The organism is Sulfitobacter sp. DSM 110093, assembly GCF_022788715.1.
Taxonomy (GTDB): domain Bacteria; phylum Pseudomonadota; class Alphaproteobacteria; order Rhodobacterales; family Rhodobacteraceae; genus Sulfitobacter.
Window position 1 is genome coordinate 1,175,429 of the sequence record NZ_CP085167.1, and the last position, 20,382, is coordinate 1,195,810.

Here is a 20,382-nt window from a genome sequence, read left to right on the forward strand (position 1 = left end):
TCTACCCGGATGAGACCCCGCAAAGGGGCCGTTGAGGCAGTTAAGGCAGATACCCATGACAGAGATGGTCTATGGCGCGGTCCCGGTACGGGATGGTGAACCGATCCTTCCAAAATGGTGGCGTACGGTCGACCGCTGGGCATTGTCCTGCGTGTTGATCCTGTTTGCCGTTGGCATGTTGCTGGGGCTGGCTGCGTCGCCGCCCTTGGCCTCCAAAAACGGCTTTGATGCCTTTCACTATGTGCAGCGTCAGGCGTTCTTCGGCGGATTGGCGCTGGTGGCGATGCTGCTGACGTCAATGATGTCGCCAACGCTGGTGCGGCGTTTGGCCGTGCTGGGGTTTGTCCTGTCTTTCGTGGCGCTGGCGCTGTTGCCGTTCTTTGGCACCGATTTTGGCAAGGGGGCCACGCGCTGGTACTCGCTGGGGTTTGCCTCGCTTCAGCCATCGGAATTTCTAAAGCCGGGTTTCATGGTCGCCGCCGCATGGATGATGGCCGCCGCGACCGAGATTAATGGACCTCCGGGGAAAACTTGGTCTTTTGCGCTGTGCATCTCCATCGTGCTGATGCTGGCGATGCAGCCCGACTTTGGCCAAGCTTGCCTTGTGCTTTTTGGCTGGGGCGTGATGTATTTCGTCGCCGGAGCGCCGATGGTGCTGCTGGTCGGCATGGCAGGTTTGGTCGTTTTGGCAGGCACCTTCGCCTACTCGAACTCCGAACACTTCGCGCGGCGTATCGACGGCTTTCTCAGCGTTGATGTCGATCCGACCACCCAGCTTGGCTATGCCACCAATGCGATCCGCGAAGGCGGGCTTTTTGGCGTGGGCGTGGGGGAGGGCGAAGTGAAGTGGTCACTGCCCGATGCACATACTGATTTTATCATCGCCGTCGCCGCTGAGGAATATGGCCTTATTCTGGTCGTTTGCATCATTGCCCTATATACTGTTGTGGTCGTCCGTTCGCTGTTGCGGTTGGTGCGCGAGCGTGACCCCTTCATCCGGCTGGCCGGAACCGGGCTGGCCTGCACATTCGGAGTACAGGCGATGATTAACATGGGTGTGGCAGTTCGGCTTTTGCCTGCGAAAGGCATGACCTTGCCCTTCGTCAGCTATGGTGGCTCTTCGGTCATCGCAAGCGGCATCGCCGTGGGCATGCTCCTCGCCTTTACCCGGTCGCGCCCGCAGGGTGAGATCAGTGACATTCTAGGCCGGGGCCGCCGCTGATGGCCGCGCCATTGCTGATCATCGCCGCCGGGGGGACCGGTGGGCATATGTTTCCGGCGCAGGCCTTGGCCGAGGTGATGCTCAAGCGGGGCTGGCGAGTCAAGCTCAGCACAGATGCACGCGGTGCGCGCTATACCAGCGGCTTCCCCGAAGCGGTTGAGATCACCCAGATCAGCAGTGCTACCTTTGCGCGTGGTGGGGCCGCCGCCAAGGCGCTGGTGCCGTTTCGTATTGCCGCCGGTGTGCTGCGTGCGGGGCTGAACATGCTGCGCGACCGGCCCTCGGTTGTTGTCGGTTTTGGCGGCTATCCGTCGATCCCTGCCCTTGGGGCGGCTTGGGCGCTGCGAATGCCGCGCATGATTCACGAGCAGAATGGCATTCTAGGTCGCGTGAACGAGATTTTTGCCAAACGGGTACATGCAGTGGCCTGCGGTATTTGGCCCACCAAACTGCCCGAGGGCGTGCAGGGCTGGCATGTCGGTAATCCGGTGCGTTCGGCTGTGCTCGACCGTGCAGGGGCCGCCTATATCCCGCCCGGTGACTACCCGATGGAAGTGCTGGTGATGGGCGGCAGTCAAGGTGCGCGTATCCTTAGTGACGTGGTGCCCCCCGCACTCGCCGCTTTGCCGATGACCATGATCCGAAATATTCGCGTCAGCCATCAGGCCCGCGACGAAGATGGCCAGCGGGTGGCGGATTACTATGCCGAGTCTGGTATCAGCGCCGATGTGCGCCCCTTCTTTGATGACGTGCCGCGCCGCATGTCCGAAGCGCAGCTGGTAATCAGCCGTTCTGGTGCATCCAGCGTGGCGGATCTGTCCGTGATCGGGCGGCCTTCGATCCTGATCCCCTTTGCTGCCGCCGCAGGGGACCATCAAACCGCCAATGCCCGTGGTCTGGTTGAGGCCGGTGCCGCGATCATGGTGCCCGAAAGCAAGGCCAATCCTGAAATCATGACCGACCAAATTCTCGCGGTGTTGGAGATGCCCCAAGGGGCGTTGCAGATGGCGCGAGCCGCCCTCTCGGTCGGCAAACCCGACGCGGCTGAAACACTGGCTGATATGGTTGAACATCTTGGCACCCAAGGCACGCTGACCCCCGCAGAAGAGGAACACCCCAAATGAACGCCGCCGCCACCAAACTGCCGACCGATGTCGGCCCGATCCATTTTGTCGGCATTGGCGGTATCGGCATGTCGGGCATCGCCGAAGTGTTGTTGAACCACGGCTACCGGGTGCAGGGCTCTGACCTCAAAGCGACCAAAATCACTGTGCGATTGGCCGAACTTGGGGCAAAGATTTTCGAAGGCCAAGCGGCCGAGAATATCGAGGGGGCCGCGGTGATCGTAATCTCTTCGGCGATCAAGCCCGGCAATGCAGAACTTGACGCCGCGCGGCGCGCGGGTCTTCCCGTGGTGCGCCGGGCCGAAATGCTGGCCGAGTTGATGCGCCTGAAATCCAATATCGCCGTGGCGGGCACGCATGGCAAAACCACCACGACCACGCTGGTGGCCGAACTGCTGGTCGCGGGCGGCATCGACCCCACAGTGGTAAACGGTGGCATCATCCATGCCTATGGCTCCAACGCGCGAATGGGGCAGGGCGAATGGATGGTGGTTGAGGCCGACGAAAGCGACGGCACCTTCAACCGCCTGCCTGCAACTATTGCCATCGTGACGAATATCGACCCCGAGCATATGGAACATTGGGGCGATTTTGACACGCTGCGGCAGGGGTTTCTGAACTTCGTCTCAAACATCCCCTTTTATGGTCTCGCGGTTTGTTGCACCGACCACCCGGAAGTGCAGGCCTTGGTGGGCAAGCTGACGGATCGCCGCGTCATGACCTATGGCTTCAACGCGCAGGCGGATGTGCGTGCTGTGGGTTTGCATTACAAAGACGGTGTCGCGCATTTTGATGTGCATCTGCAATCCGAAGACATGGTGATTGAAAACTGCGCCCTGCCGATGCCGGGGGATCACAACGTCTCTAACGCGCTGGCGGCGGTGACCGTGGCGCGACACCTTGGCATGAAGTTGGAATCAATCCGCACCGCTCTGGGCAGCTTTGGTGGGGTGAACCGCCGCTTTACCCGTGTGGGCGAGGTGGATGGCGTCACGATCATTGACGACTATGGCCACCACCCGGTTGAGATTTCTGCCGTGCTCAAAGCCGCGCGGCAAGCCAGTGAAGGGCGCGTGATCGCGGTTCACCAGCCGCACCGCTATTCCCGTCTGAGCCACCATTTCGATGAGTTCTGCGCCTGCTTTAACGACGCCGATGTGGTGGGTATCGCCGATGTCTATGCCGCCGGCGAAGAGCCGATCCCCGGTGCCGACCGCGACGGTTTGGTTGCGGGTCTCATCCAACATGGTCACCGCCACGCTTATGCCGTCGAGGATGCCGAGGCGCTGACTCAATTGGTCCTGCGCGAGGCGCGGCCGGGCGATATGGTCGTCTGCCTTGGCGCAGGTACGATCAGCGCATGGGCCAATGATCTGCCGGAGGCGCTGCGCGCCGCCAAAGGGGCCGCTGCGTGACTTTGGTTTGGCTGTCGGTCCTTTGGGTCTTCGCCGCCGTGACCGTGGCTATGCTGCCTCTGCGTTCCCAGTATCTGCCGGGGGTGATCTTGCTGATCGCGGCCCCGGCTTTGATCATCGCCATCGGGGTAACCCATTCGTGGGCGTTTGCGCTGCTGGCGCTTTTGGCGTTCCTGTCAATGTTCCGTAATCCGCTACGCTACCTTTTGGCGCGTCTGCGCGGCCAAAAGCCGGAGCTGCCGAAATGAGCCTATCCCTCATCCTTGCCTGTTTTTGGTTTGTGGTTGCCAATGTGCTGGCCATGACGCCCAGCAAAGATTTCCATTGGCGCAGCGCCTATGTGCTGATCGCTATTGGCATTCCGATCGTTGGCTTTGTCACCGCGCAACACGGCCCTTGGCTGGGCCTGTTGGTTTTGGCGGGAGGCTGTTCGGTTCTGCGATGGCCCGTGATCTATTTCGCGCGCTGGTTGCGCCGTGGGGCAGGGCGGGTCAAAGGGCCGGCAGAGTGACCCTGACGCCTACACTCGTGGCGTTGCTGGCTGTTTTTGCGCTGTGGCTAATCGCGTGCATCTGGGCTGGCTTTCGCGCCCGGGTGCTGTGGTTTGTTATCGTGCTGGTGATTGGTCTGTCGCTCAACGCCCTTTGGATGGTGTTTGGGCTGAATGCGCGGGTGTTTGAGCCGCATGCGCTATTGGCGCAGCTGTCAGTCGTGCTTTATGCCGTGGGCGGTTTCGGGCTGGGCTGGCTGCTGGGCCGCGCGGTAACGCGGTGGCGCGAAAGCCGCATTGATACCCCGCGCTCTTGATACTTTGCTCTGTCGCGCAAATGGGCTAAGTCCGGCGCCATGAATACGCTGAATATCCCCGACCTGCGCGGCAAGCTGACCCCCGACCGCGCCTTGAGCGAACTGACATGGCTGCGCGTTGGCGGGCCTGCAGATTATCTTTTTCAACCTGCTGACATAGAAGATCTGTGTACCTTTATGCGCCGATTGCCACAAAAGGTGGCGGTATTTCCGATGGGCGTGGGCAGTAACCTGATCGTACGCGACGGCGGGCTGCGGGCCGTGGTGATCCGTCTTGGGCGCGGCTTTAACGGGATCGAGATTGACGGCGACCAAGTGACCGCCGGGGCGGCGGCGCTGGATGCGCATGTGGCGCGCAAGGCAGCGGACGCGGGGCTGGATCTTACCTTTCTGCGCACCATCCCCGGCAGCATCGGCGGAGCCTTGCGCATGAATGCAGGCTGCTATGGCACCTACACGGCAGACCACTTCGTTTCAGCCCAAGCTGTGACCCGCGCGGGGGAGGTGGTAACCCTCACCGCTGACGACCTCAACTTCCGCTACCGCCAGTCCGATCTTTCGCCCGGCTCGGTGCTGATCAACGCGACCTTTGCGCCGCCCAAAGCGGAGCCGGAGGCGCTTCACGCGCGGATGGCGGAGCAGCTTGCCAAGCGCGATGAAACGCAACCGACCAAAGACCGGAGCGCCGGATCGACCTTTCGCAACCCGGCGGGGTTTTCCTCAACGGGGAAGGCAGATGATGTGCATGACCTCAAGGCGTGGAAAGTGATTGATGATGCCGGGATGCGCGGTGCCACCATCGGCGGGGCGCAGATGAGCCCGAAACATTCAAACTTCCTGATTAATACCGGGGCGGCCACGGCCGATGATCTCGAAACCTTAGGCGAAGAGGTGCGAAAAAAGGTTTACGCTTCAAGCGGTATAAGGCTAGAATGGGAAATTATGCGCGTCGGTGAAAAATTGGGTGATCCGGTGTCGCAGGGCTGAGCCTTTGGGCGGCGGCTAAGTGACGGAAAAACAAAGATAACAACGATAGGGGCCGCAAACGGCCCGAGGCAAAGAGGCACTTTGGTGGGTAAGTCGAGCGGACAGACCCCGACAGTGGCGGTATTGATGGGCGGCCCCTCGGCTGAGCGCGAGGTGTCTTTGTCCAGCGGGCGTGCATGCGCCGCTGCCTTGCGGGAACATGGCGGATATAACGTGATCGAGGTCGATGCTGGCCGCGACCTTGCTGCCGTACTTGCCGATCTGAAACCCTTTGCCGTATTGAATTGCCTACATGGCCGTTGGGGCGAAGATGGCTGTGTGCAGGGGCTGCTTGAATGGCTCCATATCCCCTATACCCATTCTGGCGTGATGGCCTCGGCGCTGGCGATGGACAAACAGCGCTCCAAGGATGTGTTCCGCCATGCGGGGTTGCCGGTGGTTGAAAGCATCATCGCACCCAAGGTCGATGTGATGGCCGGTCACGTGATGGCGCCGCCTTATGTGGTTAAACCCAACAACGAAGGTTCTTCTGTCGGCGTGTACCTCGTTGCCGAGGAAAACAACGGCCCGCCGCAACTGTCGGACGACATGCCCGCCGAGGTGATGGTCGAGACCTTTGCCCCGGGGCGTGAGTTGACGACCACCGTGATGGGCGACCGTGCGCTGGCCGTGACGGATATCATCACCACCGGCTGGTATGATTACGACGCGAAATACAAGCCCGGCGGCTCGCGCCATGTGGTGCCCGCCGATCTGCCGCAAGAGATTACCGATCTGTGTTTCGACTATGCCCGCCGCGCCCATGAGGCGCTTGGCTGTAAAGGCGTCAGCCGCACCGATTTCCGTTGGGATGAAGCCCGTGGTCCCGAGGGGTTGATCCTGCTTGAGACCAACACCCAGCCCGGTATGACCGCAACATCCCTTTCGCCCGAGCAGGCCGCGGCCTGCGGCATTTCATTCCCTGAGCTCTGCGCTTGGATGGTGGAGGACGCATCATGCGATCGCTGATCCGCCGCCGCCCTGAGGCAGGCAAGGCCGATCCCGCCCCGTCGCGTTGGTCTTGGCGCATGCAGCGTTTGATGTTGACGCCGGGCTTTCGCTTTGCCCTGCGCGTCGGGTTGCCCTTCACGCTCAGCCTGCTGGCGGGTACGATCTATATGGCGGATGAAGAGCGCCGCGGCACCGTGGTGCAGGCCATCGCCGATGTGCGCGCCAGCATCGAAGAGCGGCCTGAGTTCATGGTTAAACTCATGGCCATCGACGGGGGGAGCGACATGCTGTCGACGGAAATCCGCACGGCCCTGCCGCTGGAATTTCCGCTGTCTTCGTTCGACCTTGATCTGTCGCAGATCCGCGAGAAAATCACCGATATTGACGGGGTCAAACAGGCCAATGTTCGCATCCGCCCCGGTGGCGTGTTGCAAATTGACGTGACGCCGCGCGTGCCCATCGCCGTCTGGCGCAATGAAACGGGGCTGGCTTTGGTGGACAATACCGGCGCGCATGTGGCACGGATCGAGGCGCGGCGCGACCATGCCGATCTGCCCCTGATCGCCGGGGCAGGGGCCGCCAAGGCGGTGCCAGAGGCGCTCAAGCTAATTGCAGCGGCGAACGTACTGGGCGACCGACTGCGCGGATTGGTCCGCGTCGGAGGGCGCCGCTGGGACGTGGTGCTCGACCGCGATCAGACGATCATGTTGCCCGAAGAAAATGCGCTGCAAGCGCTGGAACGGGTAATCGCGCTGGAGGGCGCACAAGAAGTTCTCACGCGGGATGTGGCGCGTGTGGATATGCGGTTGGCGGCAAGACCAACCCTAAGAATGAACGAAGATGCCACCCGCGAATGGTGGCACATCAGGCAGCTTTCCGGCCAGTAAGATGGCCATTGGAATCGGGACAGTAACGAGATGATGGACCTATACGACAGTCAGCGTTCGATGCGGCACATGCGCAAATTGGCGATCCAGCGCGGGGTGGTGGCCATTTTGGATGTGGGCAGTTCCAAGATCGCCTGTCTGGTGCTGCGGTTTGACGGCATTACCCATGACGGAGAGAATGGCGACATCGGTTCATTGGCCGGGCAATCGGGGTTCCGGGTCATCGGGGCGGCGACCACCCGCTCGCGCGGTGTGCGTTTCGGTGAGATTTGCGCCATGGGCGAGACCGAGCGCGCGATCCGCACCGCACTGCAAGCCGCACAGAAAATGGCCGGTATCCGCGTTGACCACGTTATCGCCTGTTTTTCGGGCGGTGAGCCACGCAGCTATGGTTTGGATGCGCAGGTCGAACTCGAAGGACAATCGGTGTCAGAGCAAGACGTGGCGCGTGTGCTGGCGGGTTGTGACGTTCCGGAATACGGCGAGGGCCGCGAAGTACTGCACGCCCAGCCGGTGAACTTTGCGCTGGATCACCGCAGCGGTCTGGCCGATCCGCGTGGGCAGTTGGGCAACAGCCTGTCGGTGGATATGCATATGCTCACCGTCGATGCCGATACGGTCCAACACCTCGCGCATTGTATCAAACGCTGTGATCTGGAACTGGCCGGGATCGCCTCATCTTCCTATGCCTCGGGTATTTCGGCGCTGGTTGAGGACGAGCAAGAACTCGGCGCGGCCTGTATTGACTTTGGCGGTGGCACCACCGGCGTGTCGATCTTCATCAAAAAACACATGATCTATGCCGACACCGTGCGTATGGGCGGCGATCACGTCACCTCTGACATCTCCATGGGCCTGCAAGTGCCGATGGCTAATGCCGAGCGGATCAAGACCTTCTATGGTGGGGTACATGCGACCGGCATGGATGACCGTGACATGATCGAGATCGGCGGCGAGACGGGCGATTATGAACACGACCGCCGCACCGCAAGCCGCGCCGAATTGATCGGCATCATGCGCCCGCGCGTCGAAGAGATCCTCGAAGAGGTCCGCGTTCGGCTGGATGCTGCCGGTTTCGATCACTTGCCAAGCCAACAGATTGTATTGACCGGCGCGGGCAGCCAGATACCGGGCCTTGATGGGCTTGCCAGCAAGATATTGGGTCAACAAGTCCGTCTAGGGCGTCCGCTGCGCGTGCATGGTCTGCCGCAGGCGGCAACGGGGCCGGGCTTTGCCAGCTCAGTAGGGCTCGCGCTTTTTGCGGCGCATCCGCAGGACGAGTGGTGGGATTTCGACATCCCCGCCGATCGCTATCCGTCCCGCTCGCTTAAACGCGCCGTCAAATGGTTTAGAGATAACTGGTGACCGCAATATCGGGTGTCAGCCCCGAGATAAGGCAGAAACTGGCAAGTTTTTGCCCATATTTAGCGTCAAAACGATGTTTTTTAGGTGACGATCCGGCCCTATGCCGATAGGGTCGGGTAAATTTGGTCGAAAAAACCCCCGCGGGACGCGGGCAACTGGACAGGCGGACAGCACATGACACTCAACCTTTCAATGCCAGGACAAGATGATCTGAAACCCCGTATCACCGTCTTTGGTGTTGGCGGGGCGGGCGGCAACGCGGTCAACAACATGATCGAAAAAGAGCTGGACGGCGTTGACTTCGTTGTGGCGAACACCGACGCACAGGCGCTTCAGCAAGCCCGGGCCGATAACCGCGTTCAGCTGGGCATTAAAGTCACCGAAGGTTTGGGCGCGGGCGCCCGTGCCAGCGTTGGCGCCGCCGCAGCTGAAGAAAGCATTGAACAGATCGTCGATCACCTTGCGGGCGCGCATATGTGCTTTATCACCGCAGGCATGGGCGGCGGCACCGGGACAGGTGCTGCGCCAATCATCGCGCAAGCCGCGCGTGAACTGGGCGTTCTGACCGTTGGCGTCGTGACCAAGCCCTTCCAGTTTGAGGGCGCCAAGCGCATGCGCCAGGCCGAAGACGGCGTTGAGACGCTGCAAAAGGTCGTCGACACGCTGATCATCATTCCCAACCAGAACCTCTTCCGTCTGGCCAACGAAAAGACCACCTTCACCGAAGCCTTCTCGCTTGCCGATGACGTGCTGTACCAAGGTGTGAAGGGCGTGACCGATCTGATGGTCCGTCCGGGCCTCATTAACCTCGACTTTGCCGATGTGCGCGCCGTGATGGACGAGATGGGCAAAGCGATGATGGGAACAGGCGAGGCCGAGGGCGAAGATCGCGCTATCCAAGCCGCCGAAAAGGCCATCGCCAACCCGTTGCTGGACGAAATTTCGTTGCGCGGTGCCAAGGGTGTTCTTATCAATATCACCGGCGGTCACGACCTTACCCTCTTCGAACTCGACGAAGCGGCGAACCGCATTCGCGAAGAAGTGGACCCCGAGGCGAACATCATCGTCGGCTCCACGCTGGACGAAAGCCTTGGTGGCCTGATGCGCGTCAGCGTTGTCGCCACAGGGATCGATGCCACCGATGTGAACACCGAAATGCCAGTACCGCGCCGCTCCATGAGCCAGCCGCTGCGCCAGAACGTGTCGGTTGATGACGTGGCGCAGGTTTCTGCCGCGCAGGCGCCCGTTGCAGCACCTATCGCCGCAGAAGCAACACAGGAAGTAGAGCAGGCCGCCCTGTTCCAAGACCTTCAGCCGACACAGCGCGACCAAGACCGCTATGAAGAAGAGAACGTCGTCGAAGATGACGATGGTCTGCCCGCACCAGCGTATCAGCCAGAGGTCGCCGCATTCGAGCCTCGTCAGGAAGAGGCGATTGAGGCCGAGCCCGAAGCATTCGTTGCGCCCCGCGCGCCGACGCCCGGCACGCCATCCCCCGAAGCACTGGCCCGGCTGCGCGCCGCTGCTCAAAAAGCAGCGCCCGAACAGCACCGTCAGGCTCAGCAGCAGCAGGGTGAGCAAGGCGACAAAGGTCGCTTTGGCATCAACTCTCTGATCAACCGGATGACTGGCCACGCCGAAGGCGAAGCACAGCCGCGCCCTGCACGTCAGCAGCCTCCGGTGCAAACCCGTGCCTCTGCTGCGGCTCCGCAGCCTCAGGAAAGCAATGATCCCGATCAAGAACGCATCGAAATTCCCGCGTTCCTGCGCCGTCAGGCCAACTGATCCGATCACGATAGATGAAGAGAGGGTCGCCTTGGGGCGGCCCTTTTTCGTTTCAGATCAATCTCTTGCAAACAGCTCGGCACGCTAGCGCCCAAATGTTGCAGTCATGTTTCAGACCGTTGCAAAGATTGAGTTGAGCAAAATGAACCAGCGCCTTAATCCAGAGTTCAACACACAAGAAGATGTTCGAAGCGTGAGGATTACCCGGTGCAGACAACAATTAAATCAGCAGTAAGCTTTTCTGGCACAGGCCTGCACTCTGGCATGCCGGCGACTGTAACCTTGCGCCCGGCCTCTGCCCACCACGGTATTTGGTTCTCGCGCAGCGATGTGGCTGTTGGTGACCGTTTGATCCCCGCCCGTTGGGACGCGGTGAACCGTTCGCCCCTTTGCACCAAGCTGGAAAACCGCACTGGCCTGTCGATCTCTACCGTAGAGCATCTCATGGCCGCTGTTTCGGGCTGTGGCATTCATAACCTGCTGATCGAAATCGACGGCCCCGAAGTGCCGATCCTTGATGGGTCTTCCGTGCCTTTCGTGCGGGGTATCATGCAGCGCGGCTTGCGTCAGCTTGCCGCCCCAGTGATGGCGTTTGAAGTGCTTAAGACCGTAACCGTGCAGGATGGCGACGCGACCGCGAGTATTTCGCCAGCCGATACGCTGCGGATCGACTTTGAGATCGATTTCGCCGATGCCGCAATTGGCCATCAGCGCAAATCGCTCACCATGAACAACGGCTCCTTTGCGCGGGAACTTTGTGACAGCCGCACCTTCTGCCGTCAGGCGGATGTTGAGGCTATGCAGGCCAATGGTCTGGCGCTTGGCGGCGAAGCGGGTGAAAACGCGGTGGTTTTTGATGGGGACGCCGTGGTTAGCCCCGGCGGGCTGCGCCATGCAGACGAACCTGTTCGCCACAAAATGCTCGACGCGCTTGGTGATCTGGCGTTGGCCGGTGCACCGCTTTTGGGCCATTACGAAGGCAAGCGGGCAGGCCATTCGCTGACCAACACATTGCTGCGCGCGCTTTTCGCTACACCGGACGCCGTGCGTTTGGTCACCTGTGACGCGGCCCAAGCGGCACGGCTTCCGGGCTTTGGGCTGGTCTGGGACGAAATCCCGCAGGTTGCTTGATCTAGGGGCGGGTTCACGCGCAGGTTAAGTGATGCCAAACCTCAGGTCGCCCGCACGCCGAAGTGCCATTGAACGCCCCGCCAATGCCTTGTATTCACTAAACTGAAGTGACAAGCCTGCCCCGGTAACTCGCCGTTGCGTGACCGCCGATGGGTGGGGGTGGAATGGGCGTTTTGCAACGCAGATTATTGTGCTAGTCACATGCGCAAGAGGGTCAATGACCATGGGTTGGACGATGCAAGGGGTGCGGGCATGACGGTAGCAGGATCGCGCAAGCGGACGATCAGTGCGGTGCTTCTGGTCGCAACATTGGCGGCCTGCGGCGGTGGCGACGGACGATCAGACGGTAGTTTCCTCAACCCAAAGGAAATCCCGCTAGAAACCTACTCGGCCGAGCAGATTTTTGAGCGTGGCGAATATGAGATCACCAACAACAATCCCGGTGAGGCGGCGTTTTATTTCGCTGAGATTGAGCGCCTCTACCCCTATTCCGAATGGGCCAAACGTGCCCTGATCATGCAGGCTTTTGCCTACCACAAAGATCAGGATTACCCCAACAGCCGCTCGGCTGCGCAGCGTTTCATCGATTTCTACCCCGCCGAAGATGACGCTGCTTATGCACAGTATCTCTTGGCGCTCAGCTATTATGATCAGATCGACGAAGTGGGCCGCGATCAAGGGCTGACCTTCCAAGCGCTGCAATCGCTGCGCGCCGTGATCGAAGGTTATCCTGACAGCGAATATGCCCGTTCCGCGATCCTGAAATTTGACCTCGCCTTTGACCATCTGGCAGGCAAAGAAATGGAGATCGGCCGCTACTACCTACGCCGCGATCACTATACCGCCGCGATCAACCGCTTCCGCGTGGTTGTTGAGGATTTCCAAACAACGACCCACACGGCCGAAGCGCTGCACCGTCTGGTCGAATCCTATCTTTCGCTGGGTCTGAACCAAGAGGCACAGACAGCGGCGGCGGTTCTGGGGCACAACTACCGTGGCTCGGATTGGTACGAAGACAGCTATAAACTGCTGACGGGCCGGGGCCTTGCGCCGACCTTCTACAAAGACAATTGGCTGGGTGCCGCCTATCGCCAGACCATCAAAGGCGAGTGGCTATAAAGGGGGTGGGGCAAACCCACCCGACGGTTATTTCCGATGCTGCGCGGACTTGATATTTCGGACATGCTGATCATTGACCGGTTGGAGCTTGGCTTCCAACCGGGGCTAAATGTGTTGACCGGTGAAACCGGCGCGGGCAAGTCTATCTTGTTGGATTCTCTTGGTTTTGTTCTCGGCTGGCGGGGCCGTGCCGATCTGGTACGCCAAGGGGCCGAGCAGGGCGAGGTAACGGCGTGGTTCGATCTGCCGCCCGACCATCCGGCCCATGCGCTGCTCGAAGAAGCCGGGTTGCCGGGCGGGGAGGAATTGATCCTGCGCCGCATCAATACCTCTGACGGGCGCAAAACTGCTTGGGTGAATGACCGGCGCTGCTCGGGCGAGGTGCTGCGGCGTCTGTCTGAGACATTGGTGGAATTGCATGGCCAGCACGATGACCGTGGCCTGCTGAACCCGCGCGGCCACCGTGCGATCCTTGATGATTATGCCGGAAATGCCCGCGCAATCGCCGGGGTACGGGAGGCGTGGACTGCCCTTGGCGCGGCCCGCAAGGCCGCCGCCGCCGCCGCCGCCGAACGTGACGCCATCGCCGCCGAAGAGGAATTTCTACGCCACGCGGTAGCCGAACTCGACAAACTCGGCCCCGAAGAGGGAGAAGAAGCCACGCTCGACACCCGCCGCCGCCAAATGCAAGGTGCCGAAAAGATCCGCCGCGATGTGGTCAACGCCTATGAGTTAATGGGCCAAGGCGGTGCAGAAACGGCAATGGGCGACGCGCTGCGCTGGCTCGACGGTGTGGCCGACAAGGCCGAAGGCGCGTTGGAAGGCCCGCTTGCCGCGCTGAACCGCGCCATGGTGGAATTGGACGACGCGATGTCCGGCGTGGCCGATGCGATCGACGGCATGTCCTTCGACCCCTTTGAGTTGGAAGCCTGCGAAGAGCGGCTTTTTGCAATTCGGGGACTGGCGCGGAAACATGATGTGCAGCCTGATGAATTGGCTGGGTTCGCTGACACACTGCGCACTAAACTCAACGCGCTTGATGCGGGCGAGGCCGCGCAGGCCGGGCTGGAAAAGGCCGTGCAGGATGCTCAGGCGCTGTATGACGAACGGGCCGCTGCCTTGACCGAAAAGCGGCGCAAGTCTGCGGCCAAGCTCGACAAAGCTGTGGCAGCCGAACTAGCGCCGCTCAAGATGGAGCGCGCCGTTTTTGAAACTCAGCTCACCCAAGACGCTCCGGGCCCCGAAGGTCGCGATGCGGTGTCGTTCACCGTGGCAACCAACCCCGGCGCACCTGCTGGGCCATTGGGCAAGATCGCGTCGGGCGGGGAGCTCAGCCGGTTTCTTTTGGCGCTTAAGGTCTGTCTGACGCAAAGCCAAGCAGGCCTAACACTGATTTTCGACGAGATTGATCGCGGGGTGGGGGGCGCCACCGCTGACGCCGTGGGCCGCCGCCTAAAATCGCTTGCCGCAGAGGGCCAAGTGTTGGTGGTGACCCATTCACCGCAGGTCGCCGCCCTTGGGGCGCATCACTGGCGCGTTGCGAAATCGGTTGCCAAGGGCATGACCACATCGACCGTCACCGCGCTCGCCCCCGAAGAGCGGGTGGACGAAGTGGCGCGCATGTTGGCTGGCGATACGATCACCGATGCGGCCCGCGCGGCGGCAGAGTCACTGCTTAACGGGCAACAGGGCGCAACTACTTCTTAAATGCCGGTTTTACCCAAGGTCAGCTTGTCCTAGACAGGAAGGGTCCCACTGGTTAAAGTCCCATGCCCTCGCAAGATAACGCTTTCTTTTCGCAACAATTCGATCAGGCGCTTGGCGGCTGCAAACAGGGCTGGAAAGTTCTGCGTACGCGGGGTCCGGGCAAGATCACTTTTTGGTTCATTGCCCTGCTGGTCGGCATCGCCGCAGGCTTTGCTGCGTTGTTTTTCCGTAAGGGGATCAACTGGTTGCAAGCCACGCTTTATGGCACGGACAATGTGCAGTTCTTGCATAGCTTCTTGGCCGGGTTGCCATGGTACTGGGTGGTTTTGATCCCGACACTCGGCGGGTTGCTGGTGGGGCTGATCCTACACCGTTTCACCCGCGATGGTCGGGCGCGCAGCGTGGGCGATGTGATTTTGGGCGCGGCATTGCACGATGGTCGCGTCGAAACCCGCGCAGGCGTGGCATCGGCCCTCGCATCGCTGATCACCCTTTCAACAGGCGGCTCTTCGGGTCGGGAAGGGCCGGTTGTGCATTTGGCCGCCGTGATCTCGACCAAGGTCAGCCGCCTGATCAAAGCAGACGGAATTACCGGGCGTGATTTGTTGGGCTGCGCCGTGGCCGCTGCAGTTTCAGCCAGTTTTAATGCCCCCATCGCCGGGGCGCTTTTTGCGCTTGAAGTCGTACTGCGGCACTTCGCTGTCCATGCCTTCGCGCCCATCGTGATCGCTTCGGCAGCAGGCACAGTGATCAACCGGCTAGAGTTCGGCGGGCTGACTGAATTTGTCCTGCCCAGCCTTGGAGATGTTCAATTCTATGTTGAACTGCCTGCTTTCCTGCTGTTGGGGCTGACCTGCGGCGTGGTCTCTGTCGTGCTCATGCGCTCAATCTTTTGGGCCGAAGATTTCGGCAACTATCTTCAGGCCCGCACCGGTCTTGCCCGTTGGCTACGTCCTGCGGTGGCGGGCGCGATCCTCGGCATTATTGCGCTTTGGTTCCCGCATATCATTGGCGTCGGATATGAGACGACCTCCCGCGCGCTGGTGGGCGAGCTGGTCCTGCATGAGGTGATCATCTTCGCGGTTCTCAAAGTCGCCGCCGTGGCGATCACGTTGGGCGGGCGCATGGGCGGCGGCGTTTTTTCCCCCTCGCTGATGGTGGGGGCGCTTACCGGGCTGGCCTTTGGTTTGATCGCGACTGGCGTGTTCCCCGAGATTTCCGGCTCTTCCTCGCTTTATGCACTGGCCGGAATGGGGGCCGTTGCTGCCGCCGTGCTTGGCGCACCGATATCGACCACGCTCATCGTCTTTGAAATGACCGGAGACTGGCAGACCGGCCTTGCCGTAATGGTCGCCGTCAGCATGTCGACCGCGCTGGCGTCAAAGCTGGTGGATCGCTCGTTTTTCCTTACCCAGATGGAACGTCGCGGCATCCATCTGGCGGCGGGGCCACAGGCCTATCTGCTATCAATGTTCATGGTGGGCCGGATCATGCGCCGCCCAGATGACGAGGACGCCGCCTCAGAAGACGCCTGTTGGGATTTGATCGACAAGGGCACCTATATTGACGGCAGCGCCACGCTAGAGGCCGCCTTGCCGCTGTTCGACCAGACGCATTCCAATTTCATTCCGGTGGTCACCCTCAGCGCCGACGCGCCGCCCGAACTGCTGGGCGCGCTGTTCCACGTCGATGCGCTGAAGGCCTATAACCGCGCCCTCGCCGCCACCGCGGCAGAGGAGCATTCCTGAGCCGCGCTCAGATACGTTCGATGGCGATTTCTTCCATTGGGGTGAAAGCCAGATAGCCCTTGATTGCCGCCACATCCTCTTTGGGGTCTTCGTAAGACCAGACGGCATCTTCCAAGGTGCGGCTTTTAGTCACGACCGAGAAATAGCTGGCCTCGCCCTTATGGGGGCAATGGGTGGTCTTATCTGTGCCATCAAGGAAGGCCATCGCGATATCACCACGCGGGAAATAGATCACCGGGGGATAGTCCCCCTCGCGCAGTTCCAGCGCACCTGTGCTCTCACCCAGCACCGCCCCGCCAGCGCGGACAACCCATGTGCCCTGGGCCGGAGTAATCGTAATATGGTCGGACATGCCGTACCCCCCGTTTTACTGAAATCGGACGCTCATAGCGGCGCCGTTGCCGCATCCAACCATAGTTTTGTAACAGGTGATACCCGCGGCCCGATCTTTTCCGCAACGTCGCGATGATAGGCGTTCAGCCAATTGCGGGCCTCTGGGGTCAGCGCGCTTACGTCGATCAAACGCCGATCAATCGGGGCAAGGGTCAGCGTGCGCCAATTCAGCATCTTGCGATGCGCGTCACCGCCGGGCAGGGCGGGCGCCTCTTGCACGACCAAGAGGTTCTCGATCCGAATGCCAAAAGCCCCCTCGCGGTAATAGCCCGGTTCATTGCTAAGGATCATACCGGGCTGAAGCGGCACGTGGCTCATCCGGCTCAACCGCTGCGGCCCCTCATGGACCGACAAATAAGCGCCAACCCCATGGCCCAGGCCATGATCGAAATCCTGCCCCGCCATCCACAAGGGCAGACGGCCCAACATCTCAATATCCCGCCCTGCCAGCCCGCGAGGCCAGCGCAGACGGCTCATAGCGATCATTCCCGACAATACCCGGGTAAAGGCACTACGTGCCTCAGCATCGGGCGTGCCGATGGCGATGGTGCGGGTAATATCAGTGGTCCCATCAAGGTACTGACCGCCACTATCAAGCACCAACAGATGCCCGTTTTGCAGCACACTGTCGGTCTCTTCGTTCACCCGGTAATGAATAATCGCCCCATTCGGCCCGGTGCCAGAGATCGTCTCAAAACTGATATCGCGCAGGGAAGGATCTTGGCGGCGCAGCTCTTCCAACTGGCGCACCACCTCGGTCTCCGTGACGGTTCCCGGTTCTTGCGCATCCAGCCACGCCAGCAACTCCACCACTGCTGCCCCGTCACGCAGATGCGCCTCAGCGGCTCCGGTAATTTCGGCCTCATTTTTGCAGGCCTTGGGCAAAGCGCATGGGTCTTCTCCTGCCTCGGCACGGTCCCCCAGCAGATCGGCAAACAATACCGGAGCCGACTGTCGATCAAGCCGCACCGGGCCCTCCAGCTCGCGCAGATAGTCGGGCAAATCAGCGGGATCACGCTGCATGACGTGCGGCCCCAGATGATCGGTTAAGACGGTCAGTTTTTCCGCCGCCATAAACAGATCGACGCGCGCATCGTCATGCAGCACAGCAAACCCATGTGCCACCGGATTGCGCGGAATGTCCTGCCCGCGAATGTTCAGCAACCAGTTGTGGCTGTCGGGAAGCGTGATCAGTGCCGCTTTCTGCCCCGCTTCACGCAATTCCACCGCCAAGCGCTGACGCTTAGCCTCATGGCTCTCCCCGGCAAACTCCATAGGATGCGCCGCCGCTACTGCCATCGGTGCGTCGGGCTGATCGTCCCAAATGCGATCCACCATATTGTCCACGCGCCGCATCTCGATACCCGAACCCGCCAGCGTCTCTTCCAGCCCGGCGATCTGTGCCGGCGTATGCAACCACGGATCAAACCCAACCACACCGCCATCAGGCAGCTGATCCTTCAGCCAATCGGCCAGAGACACCTCGGGCCAAGGCACAGGCGTAAAAACCTCCGCCACCTGCGCCTTGACCTGCGTGCGATAGCGCCCGTCGATAAAGACCCCCGCAACGTCCCGCAGTGCTGCACAAAACCCGGCAGAGCCCGTAAACCCCGTCAGCCAAGCCAAACGGTCATCACGCGGGGCGACATATTCCCCCTGATGCGCATCGGCACGCGGGACCAAGAACCCATCCAAGCCTGCCCGGACCAATTCTGCGCGCAGCGCCGTCAGCCGCGGCGGCCCCTGTTCCGGACGCGCGGTGACCTCGAAACTCTGGAACACACGCCCCTCCTTCATCCTTTTTCAAATACCGTCCGACGGCTCAGCCCACGCGACGCATGCCCATGACACGCGCCCGTTTCCGCGGATCACTGTCAAAAAGCGCGGCAAGCTGCTCGGTCATCGCTCCGGCAAGCTGATCCACATCCGTAATCGTCACGGCGCGGTCGTAATACCGCGTCACATCATGGCCGATGCCAATCGCCAGCAGTTCCACCGCGCGGCGTTTCTCGACCATGGCGATCACATCGCGCAGGTGCTTTTCCAGATAGTTGGCCGGGTTCACCGACAGCGTGCTGTCATCCACCGGTGCCCCATCCGAAATCACCATCAGGATCTTGCGCGCCTCATGCCGTGCCAACATGCGACGGTGCGCCCATTCCAGCGCCTCGCCGTCGATGTTCTCTTTCAGCAGACCCTCTTTCATCATCAGACCAAGGTGGTCGCGGGTGCGCCGCCAAGGGGCATCAGCGGATTTATAGATAATGTGTCGCAGATCGTTCAGTCGTCCGGGTTGCGCAGGCCGCCCGTCGTTCAGCCACGCTTCGCGGGCCTGACCGCCCTTCCACGCACGGGTGGTAAAGCCCAGGATTTCAACCTTCACATTGCAGCGCTCCAAGGTCCGCGCCAAGACGTCGGCGCAGATCGCAGCGATGGAGATGGGCCGCCCGCGCATGGAGCCGGAGTTATCCAACAGCAGCGTCACCACGGTGTCGCGGAACTCCGTATCCTTCTCAACCTTGAAGCTCAGCGGCGTTGTGGGGTTGGCCACGACCCGCGCCAGACGTCCTGCGTCCAATGTGCCTTCTTCAAGGTCGAACTCCCACGAACGGTTCTGCTGCGCCTGCAAGCGGCGCTGCAACTTGTTGGCCAGACGGCCCACGGCACCTTTCAGCGGCTCCAACTGTTGGTCGAGATAGGCGCGCAGGCGCTCCAGTTCGATCGGGTCGGCCAGTTCTTCGGCGCCGATCACCTCATCATGCTCGCCCAGATAGACCCGGTACTCGGGGTCGGCATCGGATACAGGCGGCGGGGGCGGCGGGTCCATGGGCGCGTCGCCCTCGGGCATATCGGCCTCGTCGCCCAATTCCTGATCGGCCTCATCATCCATCGAGACCTGCGCCTGACTTTCGTCCTGCTGCTGCTCTTGGCTGTTTTCGGGCGTGCCTTCGGCCTCTTCCTCGTCCTGATCGTCTTGACCGGTGCTGTCGGGGTCTTGCTCCTCCTCTGCACCTTCCTCGGCTTGGTCCTCTTGCTCATCGTCTTGGCTGTCCGGGTCGTCGCCCAACTGATCGCCGTAACCAAGGTCAGAAATCATCTTGCGCGCCAGTCGCGCGAAATCGGCCTGATCGGCGAGGCTCCCATCAAGCCCCTCCAAGGTGCCGCCTGCCTGATCCTCAATAAAGCCGCGCCAAAGTTCCATCGCATTCTCGGCCCCGGCAGGCAGCGGTCGCCCGGTGGCGAGATGGCGCACCATATAGCCCGCCGCGACCGAGAGCGGCACGTCGCTGGCCTGTTTGGCCTGATCGTAGCCCTTGCGCAGCGCGTCATGTTTGATCTTTACGTCGATATTGCCCGCCGTGCCGGGCATGTCGCGCGCGCCCATTGCTTCGCAACGCGCGGTTTCCATCGCCTCATAGAGTTCGCGGGCCATGTCGCCTTGGGGCGCATAACGGGCATGGGTTGCGTCATCATGATAGCGGCGGTTCAGCGCCAGCGCATCGGCGGTGCCACGGGCCAGCAAAACCTCTTCGCGGGTCATCCGGCGGCTGACCTGTGGCAGGCGCATCGCGTCACCGGAAAGCCCTGATGGATCAACCGAATAGCTGACGTTCAGCTCGGTGTCATCGGCCATCACCTTGGTCGCCTCAGCGAGGGCCTTTTTGAACGCGTCAGCGGGGTTGTCGGATTTCTTCATGAGCC

At 61.2% G+C, this 20,382-nt stretch carries 18 protein-coding genes; 15 read left to right on the top strand and 3 right to left on the bottom strand.

Features of this window, described 5'->3' with window-relative positions:
- Positions 1-55 precede the first annotated feature (55 nt).
- The 15 genes from ftsW (at position 56) to DSM110093_RS05750 (ending at position 16,287) form a co-directional block, all read left to right on the top strand.
- Entirely contained in the window at positions 56-1,222 is a 1,167-nt protein-coding gene (gene ftsW / locus DSM110093_RS05680; RefSeq protein WP_093926629.1) for a putative lipid II flippase FtsW, read from the top strand.
- Entirely contained in the window at positions 1,222-2,346 is a 1,125-nt protein-coding gene (locus DSM110093_RS05685; RefSeq protein ID WP_243267082.1) for a UDP-N-acetylglucosamine--N-acetylmuramyl-(pentapeptide) pyrophosphoryl-undecaprenol N-acetylglucosamine transferase, read from the top strand. The genes ftsW and DSM110093_RS05685 overlap by 1 nt, the downstream gene beginning before the upstream one ends.
- Positions 2,343-3,761, top strand: a complete 1,419-nt coding sequence (gene murC / locus DSM110093_RS05690; RefSeq protein ID WP_243267083.1) for a UDP-N-acetylmuramate--L-alanine ligase — start codon at positions 2,343-2,345, stop codon at positions 3,759-3,761. Before DSM110093_RS05685 ends, murC begins: the two co-directional genes overlap by 4 nt.
- Complete coding sequence (locus DSM110093_RS05695; protein ID WP_243267084.1) at positions 3,758-4,009, top strand: DUF2484 family protein; 252 nt, start codon at positions 3,758-3,760, stop codon at positions 4,007-4,009. The genes murC and DSM110093_RS05695 overlap by 4 nt, the downstream gene beginning before the upstream one ends.
- Positions 4,006-4,272, top strand: a complete 267-nt coding sequence (locus DSM110093_RS05700) for a DUF2484 family protein (protein ID WP_243267085.1) — start codon at positions 4,006-4,008, stop codon at positions 4,270-4,272. The genes DSM110093_RS05695 and DSM110093_RS05700 overlap by 4 nt, the downstream gene beginning before the upstream one ends.
- Entirely contained in the window at positions 4,269-4,568 is a 300-nt protein-coding gene (locus tag DSM110093_RS05705) for a hypothetical protein (RefSeq protein ID WP_243267086.1), read from the top strand. Before DSM110093_RS05700 ends, DSM110093_RS05705 begins: the two co-directional genes overlap by 4 nt.
- A gap of 39 nt (positions 4,569-4,607) precedes the next feature.
- Entirely contained in the window at positions 4,608-5,555 is a 948-nt protein-coding gene (murB, locus tag DSM110093_RS05710) for a UDP-N-acetylmuramate dehydrogenase (protein ID WP_243267087.1), read from the top strand.
- Positions 5,556-5,639: 84 nt separating this feature from the next.
- Positions 5,640-6,563, top strand: a complete 924-nt coding sequence (locus DSM110093_RS05715; protein WP_243267088.1) for a D-alanine--D-alanine ligase — start codon at positions 5,640-5,642, stop codon at positions 6,561-6,563.
- Positions 6,551-7,432, top strand: a complete 882-nt coding sequence (locus DSM110093_RS05720) for a cell division protein FtsQ/DivIB (RefSeq protein ID WP_243267089.1) — start codon at positions 6,551-6,553, stop codon at positions 7,430-7,432. The genes DSM110093_RS05715 and DSM110093_RS05720 overlap by 13 nt, the downstream gene beginning before the upstream one ends.
- 30 nt (positions 7,433-7,462) lie before the next feature.
- Positions 7,463-8,797, top strand: coding sequence for a cell division protein FtsA (gene ftsA, locus DSM110093_RS05725; protein WP_243267090.1), 1,335 nt, complete (start codon positions 7,463-7,465; stop codon positions 8,795-8,797).
- A gap of 174 nt (positions 8,798-8,971) precedes the next feature.
- Positions 8,972-10,582 carry a cell division protein FtsZ gene (gene ftsZ / locus DSM110093_RS05730; RefSeq protein ID WP_243267091.1) on the top strand — a complete coding sequence of 537 codons (1,611 nt, stop codon included), beginning with the start codon at positions 8,972-8,974 and terminating at the stop codon, positions 10,580-10,582.
- Between the two features lie 207 nt (positions 10,583-10,789).
- A complete protein-coding gene (gene lpxC / locus DSM110093_RS05735; protein WP_243267092.1) occupies positions 10,790-11,713 on the top strand; it encodes a UDP-3-O-acyl-N-acetylglucosamine deacetylase in 924 nt (307 codons plus the stop codon).
- Positions 11,714-11,965: 252 nt separating this feature from the next.
- Entirely contained in the window at positions 11,966-12,832 is an 867-nt protein-coding gene (locus tag DSM110093_RS05740) for an outer membrane protein assembly factor BamD (RefSeq protein WP_243267093.1), read from the top strand.
- A gap of 36 nt (positions 12,833-12,868) precedes the next feature.
- On the top strand, positions 12,869-14,539 hold the full coding sequence (gene recN, locus DSM110093_RS05745; RefSeq protein ID WP_243267094.1) for a DNA repair protein RecN: 1,671 nt from the start codon (positions 12,869-12,871) through the stop codon (positions 14,537-14,539).
- 62 nt (positions 14,540-14,601) lie between these two features.
- Positions 14,602-16,287, top strand: coding sequence for a chloride channel protein (locus DSM110093_RS05750; RefSeq protein ID WP_243267095.1), 1,686 nt, complete (start codon positions 14,602-14,604; stop codon positions 16,285-16,287).
- A 7-nt stretch (positions 16,288-16,294) separates the two neighbouring features.
- Here DSM110093_RS05750 and DSM110093_RS05755 read toward each other — a convergent pair whose 3' ends face one another.
- The 3 genes from DSM110093_RS05755 to cobT are packed head-to-tail and all read right to left on the bottom strand — an operon-like array spanning position 16,295 to position 20,377.
- Complete coding sequence (locus DSM110093_RS05755; RefSeq protein WP_093926615.1) at positions 16,295-16,639, bottom strand: DUF427 domain-containing protein; 345 nt, start codon at positions 16,637-16,639, stop codon at positions 16,295-16,297.
- 32 nt (positions 16,640-16,671) lie between these two features.
- Positions 16,672-18,462, bottom strand: a complete 1,791-nt coding sequence (locus DSM110093_RS05760) for an aminopeptidase P family protein (protein ID WP_243267096.1) — start codon at positions 18,460-18,462, stop codon at positions 16,672-16,674.
- 40 nt (positions 18,463-18,502) lie between these two features.
- Positions 18,503-20,377, bottom strand: a complete 1,875-nt coding sequence (gene cobT / locus DSM110093_RS05765; protein WP_243267097.1) for a cobaltochelatase subunit CobT — start codon at positions 20,375-20,377, stop codon at positions 18,503-18,505.
- Positions 20,378-20,382: the final 5 nt, after the last annotated feature.

Bases quoted from the DNA above. Each gene is read 5' to 3' on its own strand.
- ftsA (WP_243267090.1), top strand. From the start codon at position 7,463: ATGATGGACCTATACGACAGTCAGCGTTCGATGCGGCACATGCGCAAA.
- DSM110093_RS05750 (WP_243267095.1), top strand. From the start codon at position 14,602: ATGCCCTCGCAAGATAACGCTTTCTTTTCGCAACAATTCGATCAGGCG.
- murC (WP_243267083.1), top strand. From the start codon at position 2,343: ATGAACGCCGCCGCCACCAAACTGCCGACCGATGTCGGCCCGATCCAT.
- murB (WP_243267087.1), top strand. From the start codon at position 4,608: ATGAATACGCTGAATATCCCCGACCTGCGCGGCAAGCTGACCCCCGAC.
- ftsZ (WP_243267091.1), top strand. From the start codon at position 8,972: ATGACACTCAACCTTTCAATGCCAGGACAAGATGATCTGAAACCCCGT.
- DSM110093_RS05720 (WP_243267089.1), top strand. From the start codon at position 6,551: ATGCGATCGCTGATCCGCCGCCGCCCTGAGGCAGGCAAGGCCGATCCC.
- DSM110093_RS05685 (WP_243267082.1), top strand. From the start codon at position 1,222: ATGGCCGCGCCATTGCTGATCATCGCCGCCGGGGGGACCGGTGGGCAT.
- DSM110093_RS05740 (WP_243267093.1), top strand. From the start codon at position 11,966: ATGACGGTAGCAGGATCGCGCAAGCGGACGATCAGTGCGGTGCTTCTG.
- ftsW (WP_093926629.1), top strand. From the start codon at position 56: ATGACAGAGATGGTCTATGGCGCGGTCCCGGTACGGGATGGTGAACCG.
- cobT (WP_243267097.1), bottom strand. From the start codon at position 20,377: ATGAAGAAATCCGACAACCCCGCTGACGCGTTCAAAAAGGCCCTCGCT.
- DSM110093_RS05755 (WP_093926615.1), bottom strand. From the start codon at position 16,639: ATGTCCGACCATATTACGATTACTCCGGCCCAGGGCACATGGGTTGTC.
- DSM110093_RS05700 (WP_243267085.1), top strand. From the start codon at position 4,006: ATGAGCCTATCCCTCATCCTTGCCTGTTTTTGGTTTGTGGTTGCCAAT.
- recN (WP_243267094.1), top strand. From the start codon at position 12,869: ATGCTGCGCGGACTTGATATTTCGGACATGCTGATCATTGACCGGTTG.